Source organism: Streptomyces sp. NPDC002467 (assembly GCF_042889825.1).
Classification (GTDB): Bacteria; Actinomycetota; Actinomycetes; order Streptomycetales; family Streptomycetaceae; genus Streptomyces.
Map to the genome: position 1 here is coordinate 16653 of NZ_JBIARJ010000016.1, position 16268 is coordinate 32920.

19 protein-coding genes are annotated in these 16268 nt (G+C 70.4%); 7 read left to right on the plus strand and 12 right to left on the minus strand.

Annotation, left to right across the window (positions count from 1 at the left end; translation table 11 throughout):
- Positions 1 to 49: 49 nt before the first annotated feature.
- The 4 genes from ACFYYJ_RS28840 (at position 50) to ACFYYJ_RS28855 (ending at position 2891) form a co-directional block, all read left to right on the plus strand.
- Positions 50 to 754 (plus strand): response regulator transcription factor, encoded by a 705-nt coding sequence (locus ACFYYJ_RS28840; RefSeq protein WP_389136733.1) that lies wholly within the window; start codon positions 50 to 52, stop codon positions 752 to 754.
- Positions 751 to 2190: a sensor histidine kinase gene (locus ACFYYJ_RS28845; protein WP_389136735.1), complete on the plus strand. Its 1440-nt coding sequence runs from the start codon at positions 751 to 753 to the stop codon at positions 2188 to 2190. The genes ACFYYJ_RS28840 and ACFYYJ_RS28845 overlap by 4 nt, the downstream gene beginning before the upstream one ends.
- A gap of 114 nt (positions 2191 to 2304) precedes the next feature.
- Positions 2305 to 2700: a hypothetical protein gene (locus ACFYYJ_RS28850; protein ID WP_389136737.1), complete on the plus strand. Its 396-nt coding sequence runs from the start codon at positions 2305 to 2307 to the stop codon at positions 2698 to 2700.
- Positions 2697 to 2891 (plus strand): hypothetical protein, encoded by a 195-nt coding sequence (locus ACFYYJ_RS28855; protein ID WP_389136740.1) that lies wholly within the window; start codon positions 2697 to 2699, stop codon positions 2889 to 2891. Before ACFYYJ_RS28850 ends, ACFYYJ_RS28855 begins: the two co-directional genes overlap by 4 nt.
- A 568-nt stretch (positions 2892 to 3459) precedes the next feature.
- Here the strand turns inward: ACFYYJ_RS28855 and ACFYYJ_RS28860 are convergent.
- Positions 3460 to 3897 carry an NUDIX domain-containing protein gene (locus tag ACFYYJ_RS28860; protein ID WP_389136743.1) on the minus strand — a complete coding sequence of 146 codons (438 nt, stop codon included), beginning with the start codon at positions 3895 to 3897 and terminating at the stop codon, positions 3460 to 3462.
- 30 nt (positions 3898 to 3927) lie between these two features.
- A complete protein-coding gene (locus tag ACFYYJ_RS28865) occupies positions 3928 to 4572 on the minus strand; it encodes an SDR family oxidoreductase (RefSeq protein ID WP_389136746.1) in 645 nt (214 codons plus the stop codon).
- A 128-nt stretch (positions 4573 to 4700) separates the two neighbouring features.
- On the opposite strand from ACFYYJ_RS28865, the gene ACFYYJ_RS28870 reads away from it, so the two are divergent.
- Positions 4701 to 5087, plus strand: coding sequence for a hypothetical protein (locus ACFYYJ_RS28870; protein ID WP_389136749.1), 387 nt, complete (start codon positions 4701 to 4703; stop codon positions 5085 to 5087).
- Here ACFYYJ_RS28870 and ACFYYJ_RS28875 read toward each other — a convergent pair.
- On the minus strand, positions 5025 to 5537 hold the full coding sequence (locus tag ACFYYJ_RS28875) for a DUF6766 family protein (protein WP_389137078.1): 513 nt from the start codon (positions 5535 to 5537) through the stop codon (positions 5025 to 5027). The genes ACFYYJ_RS28870 and ACFYYJ_RS28875 overlap by 63 nt on opposite strands.
- Before the next feature lie 190 nt (positions 5538 to 5727).
- Between ACFYYJ_RS28875 and ACFYYJ_RS28880 the strand changes: the two genes are divergently transcribed.
- Positions 5728 to 5991: a hypothetical protein gene (locus tag ACFYYJ_RS28880; protein WP_385124452.1), complete on the plus strand. Its 264-nt coding sequence runs from the start codon at positions 5728 to 5730 to the stop codon at positions 5989 to 5991.
- 27 nt (positions 5992 to 6018) lie between these two features.
- Here the strand turns inward: ACFYYJ_RS28880 and ACFYYJ_RS28885 are convergent, their stop codons facing one another.
- From ACFYYJ_RS28885 to ACFYYJ_RS28915, 7 genes are all read right to left on the minus strand, one after another.
- Complete coding sequence (locus tag ACFYYJ_RS28885; RefSeq protein ID WP_389136753.1) at positions 6019 to 7443, minus strand: M64 family metallopeptidase; 1425 nt, start codon at positions 7441 to 7443, stop codon at positions 6019 to 6021.
- On the minus strand, positions 7443 to 7877 hold the full coding sequence (locus ACFYYJ_RS28890) for a hypothetical protein (RefSeq protein WP_385124450.1): 435 nt from the start codon (positions 7875 to 7877) through the stop codon (positions 7443 to 7445). Before ACFYYJ_RS28890 ends, ACFYYJ_RS28885 begins: the two co-directional genes overlap by 1 nt.
- Positions 7878 to 8159: 282 nt before the next feature.
- The gene (locus ACFYYJ_RS28895) at positions 8160 to 8426 is read right to left on the minus strand and encodes a metal-sensitive transcriptional regulator (RefSeq protein ID WP_385124449.1); all 267 of its coding nucleotides are present in this window, start codon (positions 8424 to 8426) and stop codon (positions 8160 to 8162) included.
- A 69-nt stretch (positions 8427 to 8495) separates the two neighbouring features.
- On the minus strand, positions 8496 to 9392 hold the full coding sequence (locus ACFYYJ_RS28900) for a sulfite exporter TauE/SafE family protein (RefSeq protein WP_389136756.1): 897 nt from the start codon (positions 9390 to 9392) through the stop codon (positions 8496 to 8498).
- The gene (locus ACFYYJ_RS28905; protein WP_385124447.1) at positions 9389 to 9973 is read right to left on the minus strand and encodes a rhodanese-like domain-containing protein; all 585 of its coding nucleotides are present in this window, start codon (positions 9971 to 9973) and stop codon (positions 9389 to 9391) included. The genes ACFYYJ_RS28900 and ACFYYJ_RS28905 overlap by 4 nt, the downstream gene beginning before the upstream one ends.
- A 186-nt stretch (positions 9974 to 10159) precedes the next feature.
- On the minus strand, positions 10160 to 11548 hold the full coding sequence (locus ACFYYJ_RS28910) for a rhodanese-like domain-containing protein (RefSeq protein ID WP_389136758.1): 1389 nt from the start codon (positions 11546 to 11548) through the stop codon (positions 10160 to 10162).
- Positions 11549 to 12200: 652 nt separating this feature from the next.
- The gene (locus tag ACFYYJ_RS28915) at positions 12201 to 13211 is read right to left on the minus strand and encodes a helix-turn-helix transcriptional regulator (RefSeq protein WP_389136762.1); all 1011 of its coding nucleotides are present in this window, start codon (positions 13209 to 13211) and stop codon (positions 12201 to 12203) included.
- Between the two features lie 93 nt (positions 13212 to 13304).
- Here ACFYYJ_RS28915 and ACFYYJ_RS28920 point away from each other — a divergent pair, with 93 nt between their 5' ends.
- Complete coding sequence (locus ACFYYJ_RS28920; RefSeq protein ID WP_385124443.1) at positions 13305 to 13703, plus strand: VOC family protein; 399 nt, start codon at positions 13305 to 13307, stop codon at positions 13701 to 13703.
- Between the two features lie 136 nt (positions 13704 to 13839).
- On the opposite strand, the gene ACFYYJ_RS28925 is transcribed toward ACFYYJ_RS28920, so the two are convergent.
- Together ACFYYJ_RS28925 and ACFYYJ_RS28930 are read right to left on the minus strand one after the other, a co-directional pair.
- Complete coding sequence (locus tag ACFYYJ_RS28925) at positions 13840 to 14949, minus strand: alpha/beta hydrolase (RefSeq protein ID WP_389136765.1); 1110 nt, start codon at positions 14947 to 14949, stop codon at positions 13840 to 13842.
- A 43-nt stretch (positions 14950 to 14992) separates the two neighbouring features.
- Positions 14993 to 16213, minus strand: coding sequence for a serine hydrolase domain-containing protein (locus ACFYYJ_RS28930; protein ID WP_389136768.1), 1221 nt, complete (start codon positions 16211 to 16213; stop codon positions 14993 to 14995).
- Positions 16214 to 16268 lie beyond the last annotated feature (55 nt).

Sequence of the window (16268 nt, forward strand, 5' to 3'; positions counted from 1 at the left end):
TCCCCTACACGTAGCCACGGACACGCACCGTCAGGCAGGAGCACGGCACATGACCACCGGACGGGTACTGGTCGCGGACGACGACGCGGCGATCCGCCGCTCGCTGGAGCGCGGGCTGCGGCTCAGCGGCTTCACCGTACTGCTCGCCGAGGACGGGCTCCGGGCGCTGGAGCAGCTCACCGGGTTGGGGGCGGACATGATGGTGCTGGACGTGTCCATGCCCGGCCTGAGCGGTATCGAGGTCTGCCGCACCCTGCGTGCCCGGGGCGACGAGACGCCCGTACTCATGCTCTCGGCGCTGGACGAGGTCGCCGACCGGATCGCCGGACTCCAGGCCGGCGCGGACGACTACCTGGTCAAACCCTTCGCGCTGGAGGAGCTGGCCCTGCGGATCCAGGCTCTGCTGCGCCGCCGTCCCACCGTGCCGCCGCCCCGTGACCAGCTGCGGGCCGGGCCGCTGGTGATCGACGAGGCCGTCCACCAGGTGTTCCACGGCGGTGTGGAGCTCCACTTGACCAGACGGGAGTTCGATCTGCTGGCGCAGCTGGTACGGAACACCGGGATCGTGCTCAGCCGGGATCAGCTGCTCGACCGCGTCTGGGGCTACGACTTCGACGTCCGTTCCGACGTCGTCGACACCTTCGTCAGCTACCTGCGGCGCAAGCTGGAGGACGGCGGCCGGCCCCGCATGATCCACACCGTCCGCGGTGTGGGCTTCGTCCTGCGCCTCCCGGAAGGAGGCGGCGGCAAGTGAAACTGTCCACCCGGATCGCGCTCTCGGTCACCGTGGTGGTGCCGTTGCTGGTGGTCGCCGCCGGACTGCTGCTGCTCGGGCTGGTCAACCGCGACCTGCGCCACCAGCAGGACAGTCGGCTGCACGAGCTGGCGACGGCCGTCCTGCCGGACGTCCGGACGCTGCTGAACGCCGAGCGCAACGGCCGGCCGAAGGTCGAGCAGAACCAGCAGCGCAAAGTGCTCGGTGACGCGCTGGACGCCGGCGTCCGGGTGGTCGCGGCGGACGGCACGCTGGTCCTGGCCGGCGGTCCGCAGCCGGCCGAACCCCCGACCGCCACCGCCCCGGGCGGCCCGGTGACCGTACGGGCCAAGGGCCACACCTGGCGGGTCCTGACCGTACGGGTGGAGGGCGCCTCGCCGGGGACGCTCTGGCTGTTCTCGCCGGCCTCGGCGTCCGACCCGCAGATCAGCGCCGTACGGCGCCGGATGCTGCTGGTGGCCCTGCTCGCCGCGCCGGTCTCCGGACTGCTCGCGTACGCTCTGGCCGACCGGGCGACGGCCTCCCTGCGCCGGCTCAGCCGCCGGGCCGCCGCGCTGGATCCGCGCGCGGGTGCGGCGGGCTTCACGGCCGAACGCTCGCGCATCACCGAGGTGGACGAACTCACCTCCTCCATCGGACAGCTGCTGGCCCGGTACGAGGAGCAGGCGGGGCGCACGGCGCAGGCGCTGGACACCGCCCGCTCGTTCTCCTCCGCGGCCTCGCACGAGTTGCGCACACCGCTGATGAGCATGCGGACCAACCTGGACGTCCTGTCCGCCCACCCCGACCTGTCCGCCGCCGAACGCGCCGAGGTGGTGCAGGACCTGCAGGACGACCACGCGCGGCTGCTGGAGCTGCTGACCGCGCTCCGGATGCTCGCCCAGGGCGACCTGGTGGAAGTGTCCGCGTTCGGCCCGCTCGACCTGGCGGAGCTGGTCGACTCGGCGGTCGCGGAGACCGGGCGCCGGCACCCCGAGGTGAGGGTGAGCACCGCGCTCCCCGCCGAACTGCGGATCTTCGGCTGGGATGCGGGTCTTCGGATCCTGCTCGCCAACCTGCTGGGCAACGCGGTGGCCCACGGGCACCTGCCCGGCGAGCCCGCCCGGATCTCCGTACGGCTGCGTGCGGAAGGCGGATCCGCGGTACTCACCGTGGACGACGCCGGGCCCGGTATCGCGCCCGCCGACCGGGAAGCGGTCTTCCGCCGCTTCCACCGCGGAGCCGACAGCCAGGGTTCGGGGCTCGGTCTGACGCTGGTCGCCCAGCAGGTGGCGCTGCACCGCGGCACGGTCGCCGCCGCGACACCGCCGGGCGGTACGGGCAGCAGGTTCGAGGTGCACCTGCCGCTGCTGGTCGCGGACGCGAGGGCCCCGCAGCTGCCGGTCCGGCGGGACTGGATCTCCCGGAACGGCTGACCGCCGATTCACAAAGAAGCCACAAAGACGCGCGCTACGTTCCTGCCCGGTTGGACCACCACGGGTCGAACCCTCGAACCCTCGAACGCTCGTGGCCTCGAAGGAGACATGAACATGCGCGCGAACCGTACGACAGTCGCCGCCATCGGCACGCTCGCCCTGGCGGGCGCCCTGCTCGCCGCCACCCCGGCGCTGGCGGTGACCGCCAAGCCCGCCCCGAAGGGCGACGGGGCGAAGGCGATCTGCAAGCGCCTGCCGGAGACGGAGAAGAAGGTCGCCAACTCGATCACCCGGCTGAACGGCGACGCCACCGTGCCCGGCTCGATCGCCCGTCTGGAGCAGCGGGTGGCCGACGCCAAGGCAGCCGGTCACACCGAGATCCACACCTACCTCAACAACCGGCTCACCTTCCGCAAGAGCCTGCTGCCCACGCTCCAGGGCCGCCAGAACGACCTGAAGTCCGTCAGCACCTGGTGCGCGACCCAGGGCGCCCCGGAGGCAAAGAAGTGATCAACCGCACCGCCACCGGCCTCGCGGTCCTGGCGGCGACGGCCGCCCTGCTCCTCACCGGCTGCGGAAAGAACGAAGCCGCCGCACCGGACAGCGCGACGCAGAGGCAGACGCAGGACATGCAGCAGAAGCTCGACAACGCCGACCAGGCCGCCGCCCAGGCGGACTCGGACGCCACGCAGAACAACTGACACACATCCCGCGGCCTGCCCCATCTCCTCCGGGGCGGGCCGCCGAGACTCGCCGGCCCATCAGCATGACCGCCGCCGCCCTCGCCCTCGCTGGGGGAACTGCCGTCATCACCGCCGACACGGCGAACGCCGCCAGCGGCTCCCAGGACCTCTGCACCACCTACCGCGACGGCTATGTCGCCTACAACGACAACCAGGCCTGGGGGTCCGCTTCTCGCCGTACGGGGGGCTCTGTGAGGTCCGCATCCGGCGTGCGCTCGGAGCGCCGAAGATCAACTTCTACGGCGGCTCCTGGGGCACCTCGCTGGGCTCCGGCGGCGCCCAGCTCTTCCCCGCGCACGTCCGGCGGATGGTGCTCGACAGAATCGTCGGCCCCACCATCAGTTGGTACGACCACAACACTGCAGGACATGGAACACCAGCGCCGCTTCGAGGGGGCGATTCACCCACTCCGTGCGGCTCCGGGATGCCATCATCCTCGGCACAGTCTTCGCCTTGCCTGGGTGTTGCAGTAGGTCAAGCGCCCATCCCGACGCCTGACCTTCTGCAACACCCTTCGGCCGTGGGGCTACACTGCGGCTTCGTCGACGAGGGTGCCGGCTGTGATGGCGCCTCGGAGGACGTGGGCGATTTCCTCGGGCTTGAGGTCGATGCGGTCGAACCCCTCCGCGGTCAGCGGGATCTCTTCCAGCGCGTATTCGCCGCGGCCCTCGACACTGAACTCGGGTCCGGTGCGGTCCTCGAAGGACCAGTTCGCGATGCGGGCGAGGTAGAACAGCTGACGCTCGTCATCGGACTCCATCGTGTGGAAGAGGCGGACGATGTCGGCCTTCCCCGCGATCTCCTCGTGGATCTCACGGTGGAGAGCGGCCTCACGGGACTCGTCGCTGGGTTCGACACCACCGCCGGGGAGTACCCAGTACTCGGGGATGTCGGGCTTGGTACGGCGGATGACCAGCATCGTGTCGTCAGCGGTGACGAGGACGGCGCGGACTCGTTCCTTCATTTCGGTCTGTCTCCTTGCTTGTTGACGGTCTCAGTGCAGCAGCCGGCCGCCGTCGACGTGGACGGATTGCCCAGTGATGAACGAGGCGGAGGGGCCCACGAGGAACGCCACCAGGGCCGCGACGTCTTCGGGCCGTCCACGGCGAGGGACGCACTGGCGCTTGATCTGGTCTTCCGGGCGGGCACGGTGCTGGGTGGGGATGGTGCGCCCGGGGTCGACTTGGATGGCGCCGGGCATCACCGTATTGACGCAGATCCCGTACGGGCCCGGTTCACAAGCCAGGGAGCGGGTCAGGCCCGGCAGCCCGGCCTTCGCGGTGCTGTACGCGACGAGGTTCGTACGGCCGGCGCGGGCGTTGACGCTGCGGATATTCACGATCTGGCCCCAGCGGCGTTCGATCATGCCGGGGGGCAGCGTGTGGCAGGTTCCGTCGGCGACCAGCGCGTTGCCACAGGAAGCTCGGAGGGCCAGACTTCGAAGGTTCGTCGTTCGGACTGCTGGTCCAGAAGTCCTGCATGGCGCGCGCCGAGTCTGCGGAGCGGCTGGCCAAGGCCCTGAACGGCCCGCTTCCCCACGGCGACGGCCGCGAGGACTGCCCAGTTGGCGAGCCAGCGTACGAGCAGCGTGGCCGGAGGGTGTGGTTGACCTACCCCTGCGGGACCCCGGGCTGGACACTCACTCACTCACCTCAATCCTTGCTCGACGGGGCAGGCGGGGCTTCGGCCAGGGCCACCCCAAAGGACGGGGATGGGTGAAGGTGTCATTGCACGGGCATCTTCGCAGGACGCCACGGAAGGAGCGGTATGCCGTACATCAGGTACAAGCCCTACGTACTGGTTGTCCACTTCAGCACCAGTGAGACCGACAGCATCGCCGATGGTACGAGCGTTCTCTCCCTGGCGGCCGGCGCCGTTCCGGACCCCATCGTCAGCAAGATCGTTGCTGGTATGGCCGGGGTTGTCACGCTGATGGCGCGGCGAGCGTCGAGGAAGGGAGGAGGCCTCGGCGTCGTGCAGCCCCTCATGCTCTTCTATCCGATGGGGATGGGAATGCCCTTCACTCACAGCTGGGACGGGGCGAGCGGTAGTACGCCATCGCTGGGCTCCGCTGCTGAGGCCTTTGACCGCTTACCGGGCCGATGGAAAGAGCTGCACTGGCCTCTTGCAGAGGGCCGTCCCAAGCCGTCGTAGCCGATCGCCGCGCACGTCGGGTCGGAGGCGTACATGGCGCTCGTCGCCGCACCCGGACACACACCACGTCGGCACCGGACGGTGCACGCGTGCCGCGCGCACCGGCTCCGAAGGGCCGGAGCCCGGTGTGCACCGGATCGACCGGACTGTTCGCCCTCTGCCCGGCGCTGTCCCCTGGCACGGCTTCCTCCCTGGGTAGACGTGCAAGACATGAGAAGGGTCATGCCCCGTGGGGCTCCCCCAAGCGGGCCCGGCAGCGCTCCCACAGCGGATCCGAGGGACCGGCGAAGGAGCAGTTGTACAACGAGGCGAAGACCGGTCAGCCTTCGAGCCCTGTCGAGTGTGTGCGGCGCCGACCGGTCTGGACTCCGGGGAGCCGCGCCGGCGGAGGCAGAACGACAGCACGACCATCGCCGCGACCGCGAGGAGTTCGGACTGCCAGTTCTGCAGGGTCCGGTTCCAGAAGTCGGGGGTGGCGGTGCGCGACGGCTTTGGGCGCCTTGGCCGCGGACCGGACCGGTCGCATCCCCGTCGATGATCCTGAGGGGCCTCATCCCCACACGGTGGAGACCGTCACAGACAACAAGCCGCGCGTTAAACGGCCTTGCGGCGGGGGCGGCCGGCCGCCGAAGGTGGGGGGATGCCGGGTCAGCGGAAGAGAAAACGTCAGCAGCGCCGAGAAGCCGACCGAAGAGCCGCCGACTTCGCCCCCGAAGCGGGCCACTGGGAGGTGCTCTTCTCGACCCAGGACGAGTCGGAATGGAGAGCGGAGCTCCGCCGGCTGCACGCCCTGCCCAGGAACGAACAGATCGACTGGTCGATGGCCCGCATCGACGTCATGTGCGGCCGCCTGATCCACCCGACTACGTACCGCCTGAGCCTGTTCACACAGCGCGCGCCTTGATGGTCGAACGGGAGTCGAGCCGGTGTTCTAAGACGTCGGGAACGCCGGAGCCCGGGTTGTGAGGGTGAGCGTGTTCCCTGCTCCGTCGGTGATCTGGGCTGTGGTGTCGCGCGGCGGATAGTCCGAGGCGAGGCCGATGAAGAAGCTGGTCTGTCCGCCGCCCGGGCCGCTGCCGGCCGGAACTCCGGGGGTGCCGAAGTCCATGGTCAGACGGTCCCCCTTCTGCGTGACGGAGACCGGCCGGACCGTTCCCAAGCCGCCTTGCGTGATGACGTAGACGTCCGATCCGCCCGTGCCGTCGAAGTTGAGACGGGCGATGGGCCCGAAGTCGAGGCTGAGCGTGCGGACGGCCGACGCCGGCAGAGGTCCCGAGACCTCCGTCATGCTGACGCGGTACTCGTACGGGTACTTTCCCGCACCGACCGTGCCGGCGACGCCGCGCGGAAACAGCCGCGACTGGAGAAAACCCGATCCTGTGGTACCGGCGAGCTGGATGGCCGGCGCGATGTCGTTCACCACGACCGTTCCGGAAGGGTCGAAGACGTAGTTGATGTCGGGTGCGCGGACCTCCACCACGCGCGGGACCCACTCGAACGGGCGGAGCGTGTGACGGATCGTGCGTTGGCACACGCCGCAGAAGGGGGTGAGGTTGCGCATCATGCAGTTGAACGCCGGCCGGTAGAGACCGCAGTGGTAGTAGCCCGCACCTTCGAAGGCGCCGACCGTGCCCGCCGATACGGGGCTGGCCTGCTGGTCGCACACCGCACAGTCGGCGTTCCTGGTCGTGGGCATCGCTGTTGCCGCCTGGACCAGGTCCCGCCATTTGTTCGTGGTGCGGCCGGCGTCGAGGGTGACGTTCGGCGCGGTGGGTTCGGTGCCGCCGTAGGAGGCGTGTCCGGTCTCGTCGCAGCCGGCGTAGTACTCGTACTCGTCGGCGAGTCCGAATGCGGAGTGTCCCAGTTCGTGCGCGGCGACCGTGACCCAGTTGGAGGTCGTCGAGGTCACGGCGATGGGGCCGCCCGAGCCCCCGTACTTGGCGCTGTTGACCACCACGATCCCCTGGTGCCAGGCCGGAACCTGGGCCGTGAGCACCCCTTGCACGATCGACGTGTTGGCCGTCAGCAGCCTGCCGAGTCCGCCCGAACAGTACGTGGCGTCGAAGTAGGTCTTCGGAGTGGCTCCCGTTCCGCCGCAGGCCGCGGGGTCGTCGGCGCCGCTGCCGGTGGAGGTGACGTCCACCCGGTGGATGTTGATCCGGCCCTGGATCGCGGGCTCGTTGAACGGTGGCATGGCGAGGAGTTGGCTGACGAAGAACTGCGCGTCCGTGTGCCACTGGGTCATCTCGCTGCTCTTGTAACCCTCTGAGAGCAGAACGAGGTTCCACCGTGAGGCCGTCGGGCCGCTGTCGTGGAGCAGCGTCGTCCCGACGACGGTGCCGTCGCCGGTTCCCATCAGGCTCCGCCTCCCTCGGTACCGTGTCCCAGCGGGTACCGGGCGACCGTCTGCGTGTGCACCTTGGTGCGCAGCAGCGCCACCTCCTTGGCTTCGGCCAATGCGGGCACCAGGACGAAGAAGCGTCCCTTGGGCTGGTTGATCGCCTTGTGCGTGAAGGGCCGGTCCGGGTCGGTGGATGCGACTTCCGCCTCTTGCTTGATCGGGTCGTCCAGCGGACGGCTGTGGATCCGCTCTCCGCGCGCGTTCAGTACGTCCACCCGGTAGCCGATCGATACGCCCGGCTCCTCGCCTGCGCCGGCCGGGGCCAAGCCGATCGACGGGCCCGCCCGTCCGTCGGGGCCTCCCGGGATCACGAGGTCGACCGGTTCGCTGGAGACCAGTTCGATGTGGTGGCCCTGGTACTCGAAGGTGAGCCGTATCGCACCGCTCATCGCGCGTGCCTCCTCGGATCCGGTTCGACGAACACGGCCGTCATCTCCACCGAACCACCATCGGATTCAGCCCGCCACACGGGGCGAACAGCCATGGGCCTGCGGCATGCCCGATCGCCCCTTACCGCACCGGCCTTTGTGGTCGGGCTCGGGCAAGCCAGTTGTCGTTTCGGTCATGGGCAGGGAACCGATGACCGCCCCCGCGGAAGCCGGGCGCGCACGCGTCCGCCCTCGGCATGAAACGACGGCGGCCGGCGGATGTCCGCCGGCCGCCGTCACGAGTCACGCGAGTGCGAGAAAGAGCTTCTCCAGTTCCTGCTCGGTCATGGGAGGTGCGCCTTCCTCGCTCTCGGCGAGGCACTGGCGCATCCCGCTCGCGACGATCTTGAAGCCCGCCCGGTCGAGGGCGCGGGAGACGGCGGCGAGCTGCGTGACGACGTCCTTGCAGTCGCGGCCGGCCTCGATCATGGCGATGACGCCCGCGAGCTGCCCTTGAGCGCGCCGCAGCCGGTTGAGGACCGCGGTCGCCGCCTCTTCTTCCACCTTCACCGGGTTCCTCCTTCTCAACCGACCGTCGACTCCGACCGTCGACTCAAGAATACCCCGCCGGGTATAACGCTACGGGTGGGCGGCCGATTCCCGGGAGCCTACCTGGGGCGCGTCCGTGGCGGGCCGTGGACGGCGCGCCCGCACTGCGCCCCAGGTCACGGCGGTCGCTGCCGCGAGGCCGATGCCGGTCCAAGTGAGCGGGTCGGCCCAGACGGCGTGGGGCAGTTGCCGGCCGAGGACGAAGACGCCCATGACGACCACGAACCAGCCGAACGCCTTGCGCAGGGTGTCCTGCGGGATGCGTCCCGCGAAGCGGCTGCCGATCAGGCCGCCGATGACGGCCGCGCCGGTCACCATCAAGGCGACGTTCCAGTCGATCGTCACACCAGAGAGGTGGCCGGCGAGCCCCGAGAAGGACTGCATCGCGATGACCAGCAGCGAGGTCCCGACGGCGACGCTCACGGGCAGTCCGCCGAGCAGGGCGAGGGCGGGAACGACGAGGAAGCCTCCGCCGGAGCCGACCAGGCCGGTGACCGCGCCGACGACGAGACCCTCGACGACCACGTGCTTGACGGGGAGTTCGGTGTGAGCGGGCTTGGCCGCCTTCGCCTTGCGGGACTTGCGGAGCATGGCGGCGGCGGTGGCGAGCGTCATCAGCGCGAACGCGACGAGCAGGACGGTGGCGGGGATGTGCTCGGCGAGGCGTCCGCCGCCGTAGGCGCCGACTATGCCGACCGCGCCGAAGGTCAGGCCGGTGCGCCGGCGCACCCGGCCCGCCCGGGCATGCGGGATCAGTCCGACCATGCTGGTGACGCCGACCACGAACAGGGAGGTGGCGATGGCCTCCTTGGTGTCCTGGCCGGCCAGGTAGACCAGGATCGGCACGGTCAGGATGGAACCGCCGCCCCCCAGGGTGCCCAGGCTGACGCCGATCAGTACGGACGCCACGAGGACGAGCGTCATCACGAGCGGTCCCGCAGGGAGGCGATGACGGTGCGGACGTCGGTGCGCGGGCCGCGGTTGTAGGGCAGCTTGGACAGCATCATGCCCATGGCGCAGGTGTTGGTGAGCGCGGCGAAGGTCAGCCCGGCGCCGATGACGGTACCGATCAGGTGCACACCGGGCACGAGCATGCCCACGACGCCGGTGACGAGCACGACCGATCCGGCGATCAGCCGGACCTGACGCTCCAGGTCCCACCTTGCCTCGCCCCGGTTGACGGGAGCACCGGCCGCCTCCCAGGCCGTCATGCCGCCGTCCAGGACGCGCAGGTGGGGCAGACCGGCCTCGGCGAGGGCCTGCTCGGCTTGGGCGGCGCGGGCACCGGAACGACAGACGAGGACCACGTCCTGGTCGAGGTGGGTCAGGAATTCGGCGCGGTGCTCGCGCAGGCTGTCCAGCGGGACGTTGTGGGAACCGGGAATGTGGACCGTCCGGAACTCGCCCGGCGTGCGCACGTCCAGCAGACGTGGTCCGCGTCCGTCCTCGATCAGCTGCCGCAGGGCGGCGGGGGCGAGGCCGGCGATACGGGATACGTCGGTCGTCATGAAAACTCCGTCGTGGTGAGATGATCCCGCACCCGAATACGGGGCGGGGTATGTCCGAGCTCGGGGGCGGGTGCCGCTGCCCGCGCGAGGGGGCCGTCAGGGCAGAGAGCCTCCCCACAGGCCACAGGGGCACTGGCCGCTCGTCGCGGCCGGGAAGGGCCGGCCCGTGGAGGGGGCGGCAGCCGGTCAGACGGTCGCCGGGGTGTCCAGTAGCACCCAGGCAGCGTGGCCGCCGAGGATGTCCGAGACGTCCGTGAAGCCGTGATGGCGCAGCAGGCTCGCGGCGATCGAAGAACGGTGGCCGCCGGCGCAGTGCAGGACCAGGGAGCGGTCGCGCGGGATCTCGTCCATGCGGCGGTACAGCTCGCCGAGCGCGATGTGCAGGGCACCCTCTATGAATCCGTTGTCACCGCGCTCGCCACAGTTGCGGACGTCGATGACGACCGGCGGGTTGTCGCCCGACAGCGCGGCACGGACCTGCGCGGCGGTCAGACGACTGGCCGGAGCGACCTCCTCGGCCGCCACGGTCAGGGCGTCGTCCGGGGAGCGCAGGTAGCCGGCCACACGGTCGAAGCCGATCCGGGCCAGGCGCGTGACGATCTCCTCCTCACGGTCTTCCGGGGCGACGACCAGCAGCTCCACGCCGGCAGGCAGGACGGTGCCGGCCTGCTCGGCGAAGCGACCGTCGGCCGGCACGTTCACCGAGCCGCGCAGATGTCCGGCGGCGAACGCCTGCGGGTCGCGGGCGTCGACGACCACGGCGCCGGAGGCGCGGAGGGCGGTGAAGTCCTCGACGCTCAGCGCCCTCGATGCGGTGGCCGGGTCGAACAGCGGGCGCTCGCTGCGGTTGAGGATCGCGTCGTGGACGAAGTAGTCGGGGGCAGCGGACTGGCCGGCGGTCACGATGGCCACGAAGTCGTCCTGCGACATGGGCGCACAGGCATAGTTGGTGGCGCGCTGAGCGCCGATGGTGGACTGCTTCTCGGTCGAGAGGTTCTTGCCGCAGGCGGATCCGGCGCCGTGGGCGGGGAAGACCCGCACCTCGTCCGGCAGGGCCATCAGCTTGTTCTGCACGCTGTCGTGGAGCATGGCACCGAGCTCGTCGGCGGAGAAGCCTATGGAGGCGAGCAGGTCGGGGCGGCCCACGTCGCCGATGAAGAGCGCGTCGCCGGTGAGCACGCCGTACGGCACGCGGTCCTCGCCGTGCTCGTGGACCAGCACACTGATCGACTCCGGGGTGTGACCGGGCGTCTCCATGATCTCCAGAGTGACGTCACCGAGACCGATGGTCGCGCCGTCGGCGAGCTTGCGGATGGGGTACTCGGTCTCGGCGCGGCGTCCGTAGCCGATCCAGGCACCCGTTTCAGCCGCCATCTCCAGGTGCCCGGCGACGAAGTCCGCGTGGAAGTGGGTGTTGATGACGCCGACCACGGTGAAGCCGCGGGCCTCGGCGTCGGCCAGGTACTCCGAGACGTCCCGGCGGGGGTCGACGACCACCGCCTTGCCGGTGGTCTCGTCGGCGATCATGTACGACGCCTGGGAGAGGCAGTCGAGGTAGTACTGGGCGAAGAACACGGAAACCTCCGTAAGCGATGAGCCGGATACCCAGGGGGGTATCCGGGAGGCCGAAAGGTGGCCCGCCCCCGGAGGGGCGGGCGAGCGAGTGGGCGGGGAAGGCCAGACCACCCCGGGGGCGGACCCGGTCACGACCGGGCGGCCGACGCCGACGCGGGCTCGGGTCCCGCCGGCGACGGAAAGGGCATCCGTCCCGGCGACGGCAAGGCGGTCCGCGGCCCACCGGCCGCGCCCCTCCAGATACCCCCCCGGGTATTACGGCTTCGACGGTAAGCGCCTCCCGTGAACGCTGTCAAATACCCCCCTGGGTATTCGAGGGTCGATGACTCACGGGAGCACGGAACAGAGCCGCCCTCACCCCGGCCACAGCTCCCGTATACCCCACTGGGTATACGGGAGGAGACCTGATCGGCTTCCGGGCCGGATGGATTCGGTCCACCGACATGGACGACGTCCACCGGCAGGCCGTAGCCGCCACGACCGGGCGAACCCGACGGCCGGCACGGCCGGGGGCGTGCGGAGCCCGGTCGCAGCGTCCCGGGCCCCCTGGCAGGGGCGCGCCCCGCCAGACGGCAGGCCTTCGGGCGATCGACCAGAAGAAGTCGAGCACACGGCACATGTGATCAGTGCGCGTGGTGCTTCGGGCAACTCATCAGGACATCGGTTGCTCGCGGTCAGGATCGCCGGCGCAGGACGTGAGGCGATCGGCGAGTGCGATGACGAGGTCGCGGAGTTCATCGGGGCGCTCGATGACGAACGGCCGGTCGAGTGAGGCGAGTACCGCGGGCAACCAGTCGAGCCGCTCCGCCCGCAGCTCGACGCGCAGCCAGCGCTCGGTCGCGCGGTCCTCGCCGGCCGCGGACTCGTACTCCTCCAGGCTCGCGACGCCGGCCGGAAGGCGGGCGCGGATCTGTTCGACCGTCCCGTGGATCCGCAACGTCACCTCGTGCCGGTACTCGGCCGTGGCGAACCCCGACAACACGCGCTCTGCCGGACCGGGACCCACTGGCGCTTCGAACGAGCCGGGCAGGGTCCGCGCGTCTGCGATGCGATCGAGCCGGAAGGTTCGGTCCTCGCCGATCCGGGCGTCCTTGCCCGTGACGTACCACCGGCCCCCATGGGTGACGATCCCGTACGCGTGCAGCGTGCGTTCGCTGCGCCGTCCGTCACGGTCCGTGTAGCGGATGGAGACCGGTCGGTGGTGGCGCACCGCATCGGCGATCGTGAGCAGGACCCCGGCGTCCGGGGTTTCGAACTCGCCGGGCTGATCCGTGAAGGCGAGGGCTTCCATGAGCGTGTCGAGCCGATGGGCGATGCGCTTGGGCAGCACCCGCCGGATCTTCGCCGACGCCGTCTCGCTCGCCGTGCGCTCCGCCGTCGTCAACCCCGCTCGGCGGCCCGCGACCAGGCCGAGCAGCACGGCCAGCGCCTCGTCGTCGCTGAGCATGAGCGGAGGCAAGCGGTACCCGGGAGCCAGCCGGTACCCGCCGTAGCGGCCGCGCACCGATTCCACGGGCACGTCGAGGTCGATCAGCTGGTCCACGTAGCGGCGCACGGTGCGCCCTTCGACGCCGAGCCGGTCGGCGAGTTCGGCCACCGTCCGGGTGCCGCCCGACTGCAGCAGCTCCAGGAGTGTCAGCACGCGGCCGGTCGGTCGAGACATGTTGGCAGCCTAGCGCGAATACAGGACCGATTCTGTCCGCTATTTCTCCTAGCCTGCGACGAGCACGCCTCCCGCACAGCCAAGGAGATTCCCATGGACTTCGTCTCGATCCGCATCATCACCGGCGACGTCGCACGCCTCGTCGACTTCTACGAGCGAGCGACAGGGGCGCGGGCGACGTGGGCCACCGAGGACTTCGCCGAACTTCGGAGCGCGGGCGCCACCCTCGCGATCGCCGGCACCCGCACCGTCCCGCTGTTCGCCCCGGGCTCCGCCCGGCCGGCGGACAACCACAGCGTGATCACCGAGTTCCTCGTCGACGACGTGGACCGCGTTCACCAGAACCTGACCGGCTTCGTCACCGACTTCGTCACCGAGCCCACCACCATGCCCTGGGGAAACCGGTCGTTGCTGTTCCGCGACCCCGACGGCAACCTCGTCAACTTCTTCACTCCCGTCACCCCGGCGGCCATCGCAAAGTTCGCACGCTGACGCCACGCACCGCCTGCCCCCGAACGGCACACCGGACCCGCTGGTGCGGGCCCGGTGGGGTGGGGGCGAGTGGGGTGGGGGCGAGTGGGGTGGGGGCGAGTGGGGTGGGGGCGAGTGGGGTGGCTGAGCGGTGGGTTCAGCCGGCCTGGGCGAAATCGTTCGCGAGGCGGGGGATGTAGTCGGCGAGGGCCGGGGCCCAGCAGGTGTAGGTGTGGTCGCCCTTGCAGGTGGGCGACAGGGCGGAGCCGTTGCCGTAGTTGACGAAGCGGTTCGGGATGCCCAGTTGGTTCAGGCGGTTCGCGACGTTGGTGGAGGCAACCACCGTCTTGCCGTCGATGAGACCCTGGTCGCCGGTGTAGAGGGTGACTCCGGTGTTGGCGAGCTTGCCCAGGTTGGCGAGCGAGGCGGGGTTGACCTCGTTCCAGATCCGGTCGTTGAAGATCGCGTACGGCGAGCCGAAGATCGCGTCACTGTCCACCACCGGCCCGAAGCCGGTGCAGTTGCCGGTACCCGAGGTGGTGGAGGCGCACCAGGCGCCGGTCAGGTTGAGCTCCGTGGCCAGCACCGCGGCACGGACTTCCCACAGGCCGAAGTCGATGCCCCCGGACAGGGAGGCGACGCGCCCGAACAGGTCAGGGCGGGCCTGGGCGTAGTGGAGGGCCCCGAAGCCGCCCATGGACAGGCCGACTACCGCGCGGTGGCCGCGGTCGGGGAGGGTCCGCAGGTTGGCGTCGATGAAGGGGACCACCTGCTGCAGGTGGAAGGTCTCCCAGTTGGCGGCGCCCTCGGCGGTGTTCTGCATGCGCCAGTTCGCGTACCAGCCCTTCAGGCCGCCGTCCGGAACGACGGTGATCATCCGGTCGTCCCGCAGGGCCGGGGCCGCGGCGGCGTCGTTCACGGTGCCGCCACCGCCGTGGAGGAAGTACGTCACCGGCCAGCGCTTGCCCGGCTCGGCGTAGTAGCCGCTCGGCAGGAAGACGCGTACCTTGTGCCGGCCGGAGAGCTGCGGCGTGGTGACGGTGAGGGTGAAGTCGGTCTCGGAGCGCACCTCGATGGCTTCGGGGACCTGGGTCAGACCCTGCCCGTCGGTGAAGGCCGGGATCGTGGGGGTGTCGGCGACGGCGGCGGCGTGGGCCGCGGAGCCGGTGAGAGCGGTCGCCGCGACGGCCGCCAGGGCGGCGGCGGTCAGCGCGGTGGCCCGTAGCGCGGCGCGGAAGCCGGCAGGGCCCGTGAGCAGGGATCGCACGGTGGTTCTCCCTTCTGTGAGTGCTGTGGCGGGGCGGGCCGGGTCAGGACGGCGTCTCGCACAGGGCGCTGGTCAGGGTGTTGTGCATCTGCGCGGCCGGGATGTTCGTGGCGAGGTGCGCGTTGGTCAGGACGGAGGCGTGCCGGCCGTCCGCGGTCACGAGCGTCTGCGAGTAGTAACCGGGTACGGCGCCGTCGTGTCCCCAGGCCGTGCCGCCGCACGGCAGGGGGATCTTCACCATCCCGAGGCCGTAGCCGTACCCCGAGCCGGGCAGGCCGACCTCGAAGGTCTTCTCCATCTCGGCGAGGTTCGCGGCCGAGAGCGCCGTGCCGTCGACGATCGCCTGGTAGAAGGCTGTCATGTCCCGGAGCGTGGAGATGACGGCGCCGGAGGCGTAGAAGGTGGACGGCTCGAACGCCGTCCCGTCCAGCCAGAAGAAGAAGGCGCCGATCCGGGTACCCCGGTAGCCGTGGATCGCCGGGCCCGGAACGGCGCGGTCCGTGGGGGCGGGGAAGCGCGTGTGGGCCAGGCCGAGCGGCTGGATCACCTGCTGGGTGACGGCCTGGTGCACGGGCAGGCCGGTGATCTTCTCGATCAGCATGCCGAGGATCTCGTAGTTGGTGTTCGAGTAGTGGAAGGCGGCGCCCGGCTGGGAGACCGGGGCGAAGCGCAGTCCGTCCTTCACCAGGGCCGCGAGCGTGAACGAGCCGTCCGGGCCGGCCTGCGCGAGCGGGAGGCCGTTCCCCGGTATGCCGCTGGTCTGCTGGAGGAGGTGCCGGACGGTGATCCGGTTGCCGTCGTAGCCGTTCACGGAGACCACACCGGGCAGGTGCCGTTCGATGGGGTCGTCGAGGCCGATCCCGTTCGCCTCCGCGAGCTTCAGTACGGTGACGGCGGTGAAGGTCTTCGACTGGCTCCCGACTCGGTAGTACTCGTCCGGGCCGATCGGATCGTTCGTGTTGATCGTGGCCGTGCCGGTGGAGAGGTTCCACGAGGCGTCGCGGGTCCCCGCGTACACGCCCGCCCCGGGACCGCCGCCCGCCTTGAGGGAGTTCAGGGCCGCGAGCGTGGCGGAGTGGTCCTCGGTCGCCTGGGTCGGGGCCTGCGCCGGGGCCTGCGCCTGGACCTGTGCCTGTGCGGCCGTGGGCACTGCCAGGAGCGCACCGGCCACACCGAGGACGAGCGAGGACCGTATCGCGGTCGGGCTCAGCTTCAACCTCGACCTCGACTTCGACTTCGACTTCGACTTCGACTTCAGCTTCATCGAACCTGCTCCTCGTGGAGGGAAACGTCTGCCGGAACTGCCGGCACTGCCGGAA

Bases quoted from the DNA above. Each gene is read 5' to 3' on its own strand.
- ACFYYJ_RS28930 (WP_389136768.1), bottom strand. From the start codon at position 16,213: ATGAAGCTGAAGTCGAAGTCGAAGTCGAAGTCGAAGTCGAGGTCGAGG.
- ACFYYJ_RS28860 (WP_389136743.1), bottom strand. From the start codon at position 3,897: ATGAAGGAACGAGTCCGCGCCGTCCTCGTCACCGCTGACGACACGATG.
- ACFYYJ_RS28850 (WP_389136737.1), top strand. From the start codon at position 2,305: ATGCGCGCGAACCGTACGACAGTCGCCGCCATCGGCACGCTCGCCCTG.
- ACFYYJ_RS28920 (WP_385124443.1), top strand. From the start codon at position 13,305: ATGGACTTCGTCTCGATCCGCATCATCACCGGCGACGTCGCACGCCTC.
- ACFYYJ_RS28880 (WP_385124452.1), top strand. From the start codon at position 5,728: ATGCCGGGTCAGCGGAAGAGAAAACGTCAGCAGCGCCGAGAAGCCGAC.
- ACFYYJ_RS28885 (WP_389136753.1), bottom strand. From the start codon at position 7,443: ATGGGAACCGGCGACGGCACCGTCGTCGGGACGACGCTGCTCCACGAC.
- ACFYYJ_RS28905 (WP_385124447.1), bottom strand. From the start codon at position 9,973: ATGACGACCGACGTATCCCGTATCGCCGGCCTCGCCCCCGCCGCCCTG.
- ACFYYJ_RS28870 (WP_389136749.1), top strand. From the start codon at position 4,701: ATGCCGTACATCAGGTACAAGCCCTACGTACTGGTTGTCCACTTCAGC.
- ACFYYJ_RS28915 (WP_389136762.1), bottom strand. From the start codon at position 13,211: ATGTCTCGACCGACCGGCCGCGTGCTGACACTCCTGGAGCTGCTGCAG.
- ACFYYJ_RS28840 (WP_389136733.1), top strand. From the start codon at position 50: ATGACCACCGGACGGGTACTGGTCGCGGACGACGACGCGGCGATCCGC.
- ACFYYJ_RS28890 (WP_385124450.1), bottom strand. From the start codon at position 7,877: ATGAGCGGTGCGATACGGCTCACCTTCGAGTACCAGGGCCACCACATC.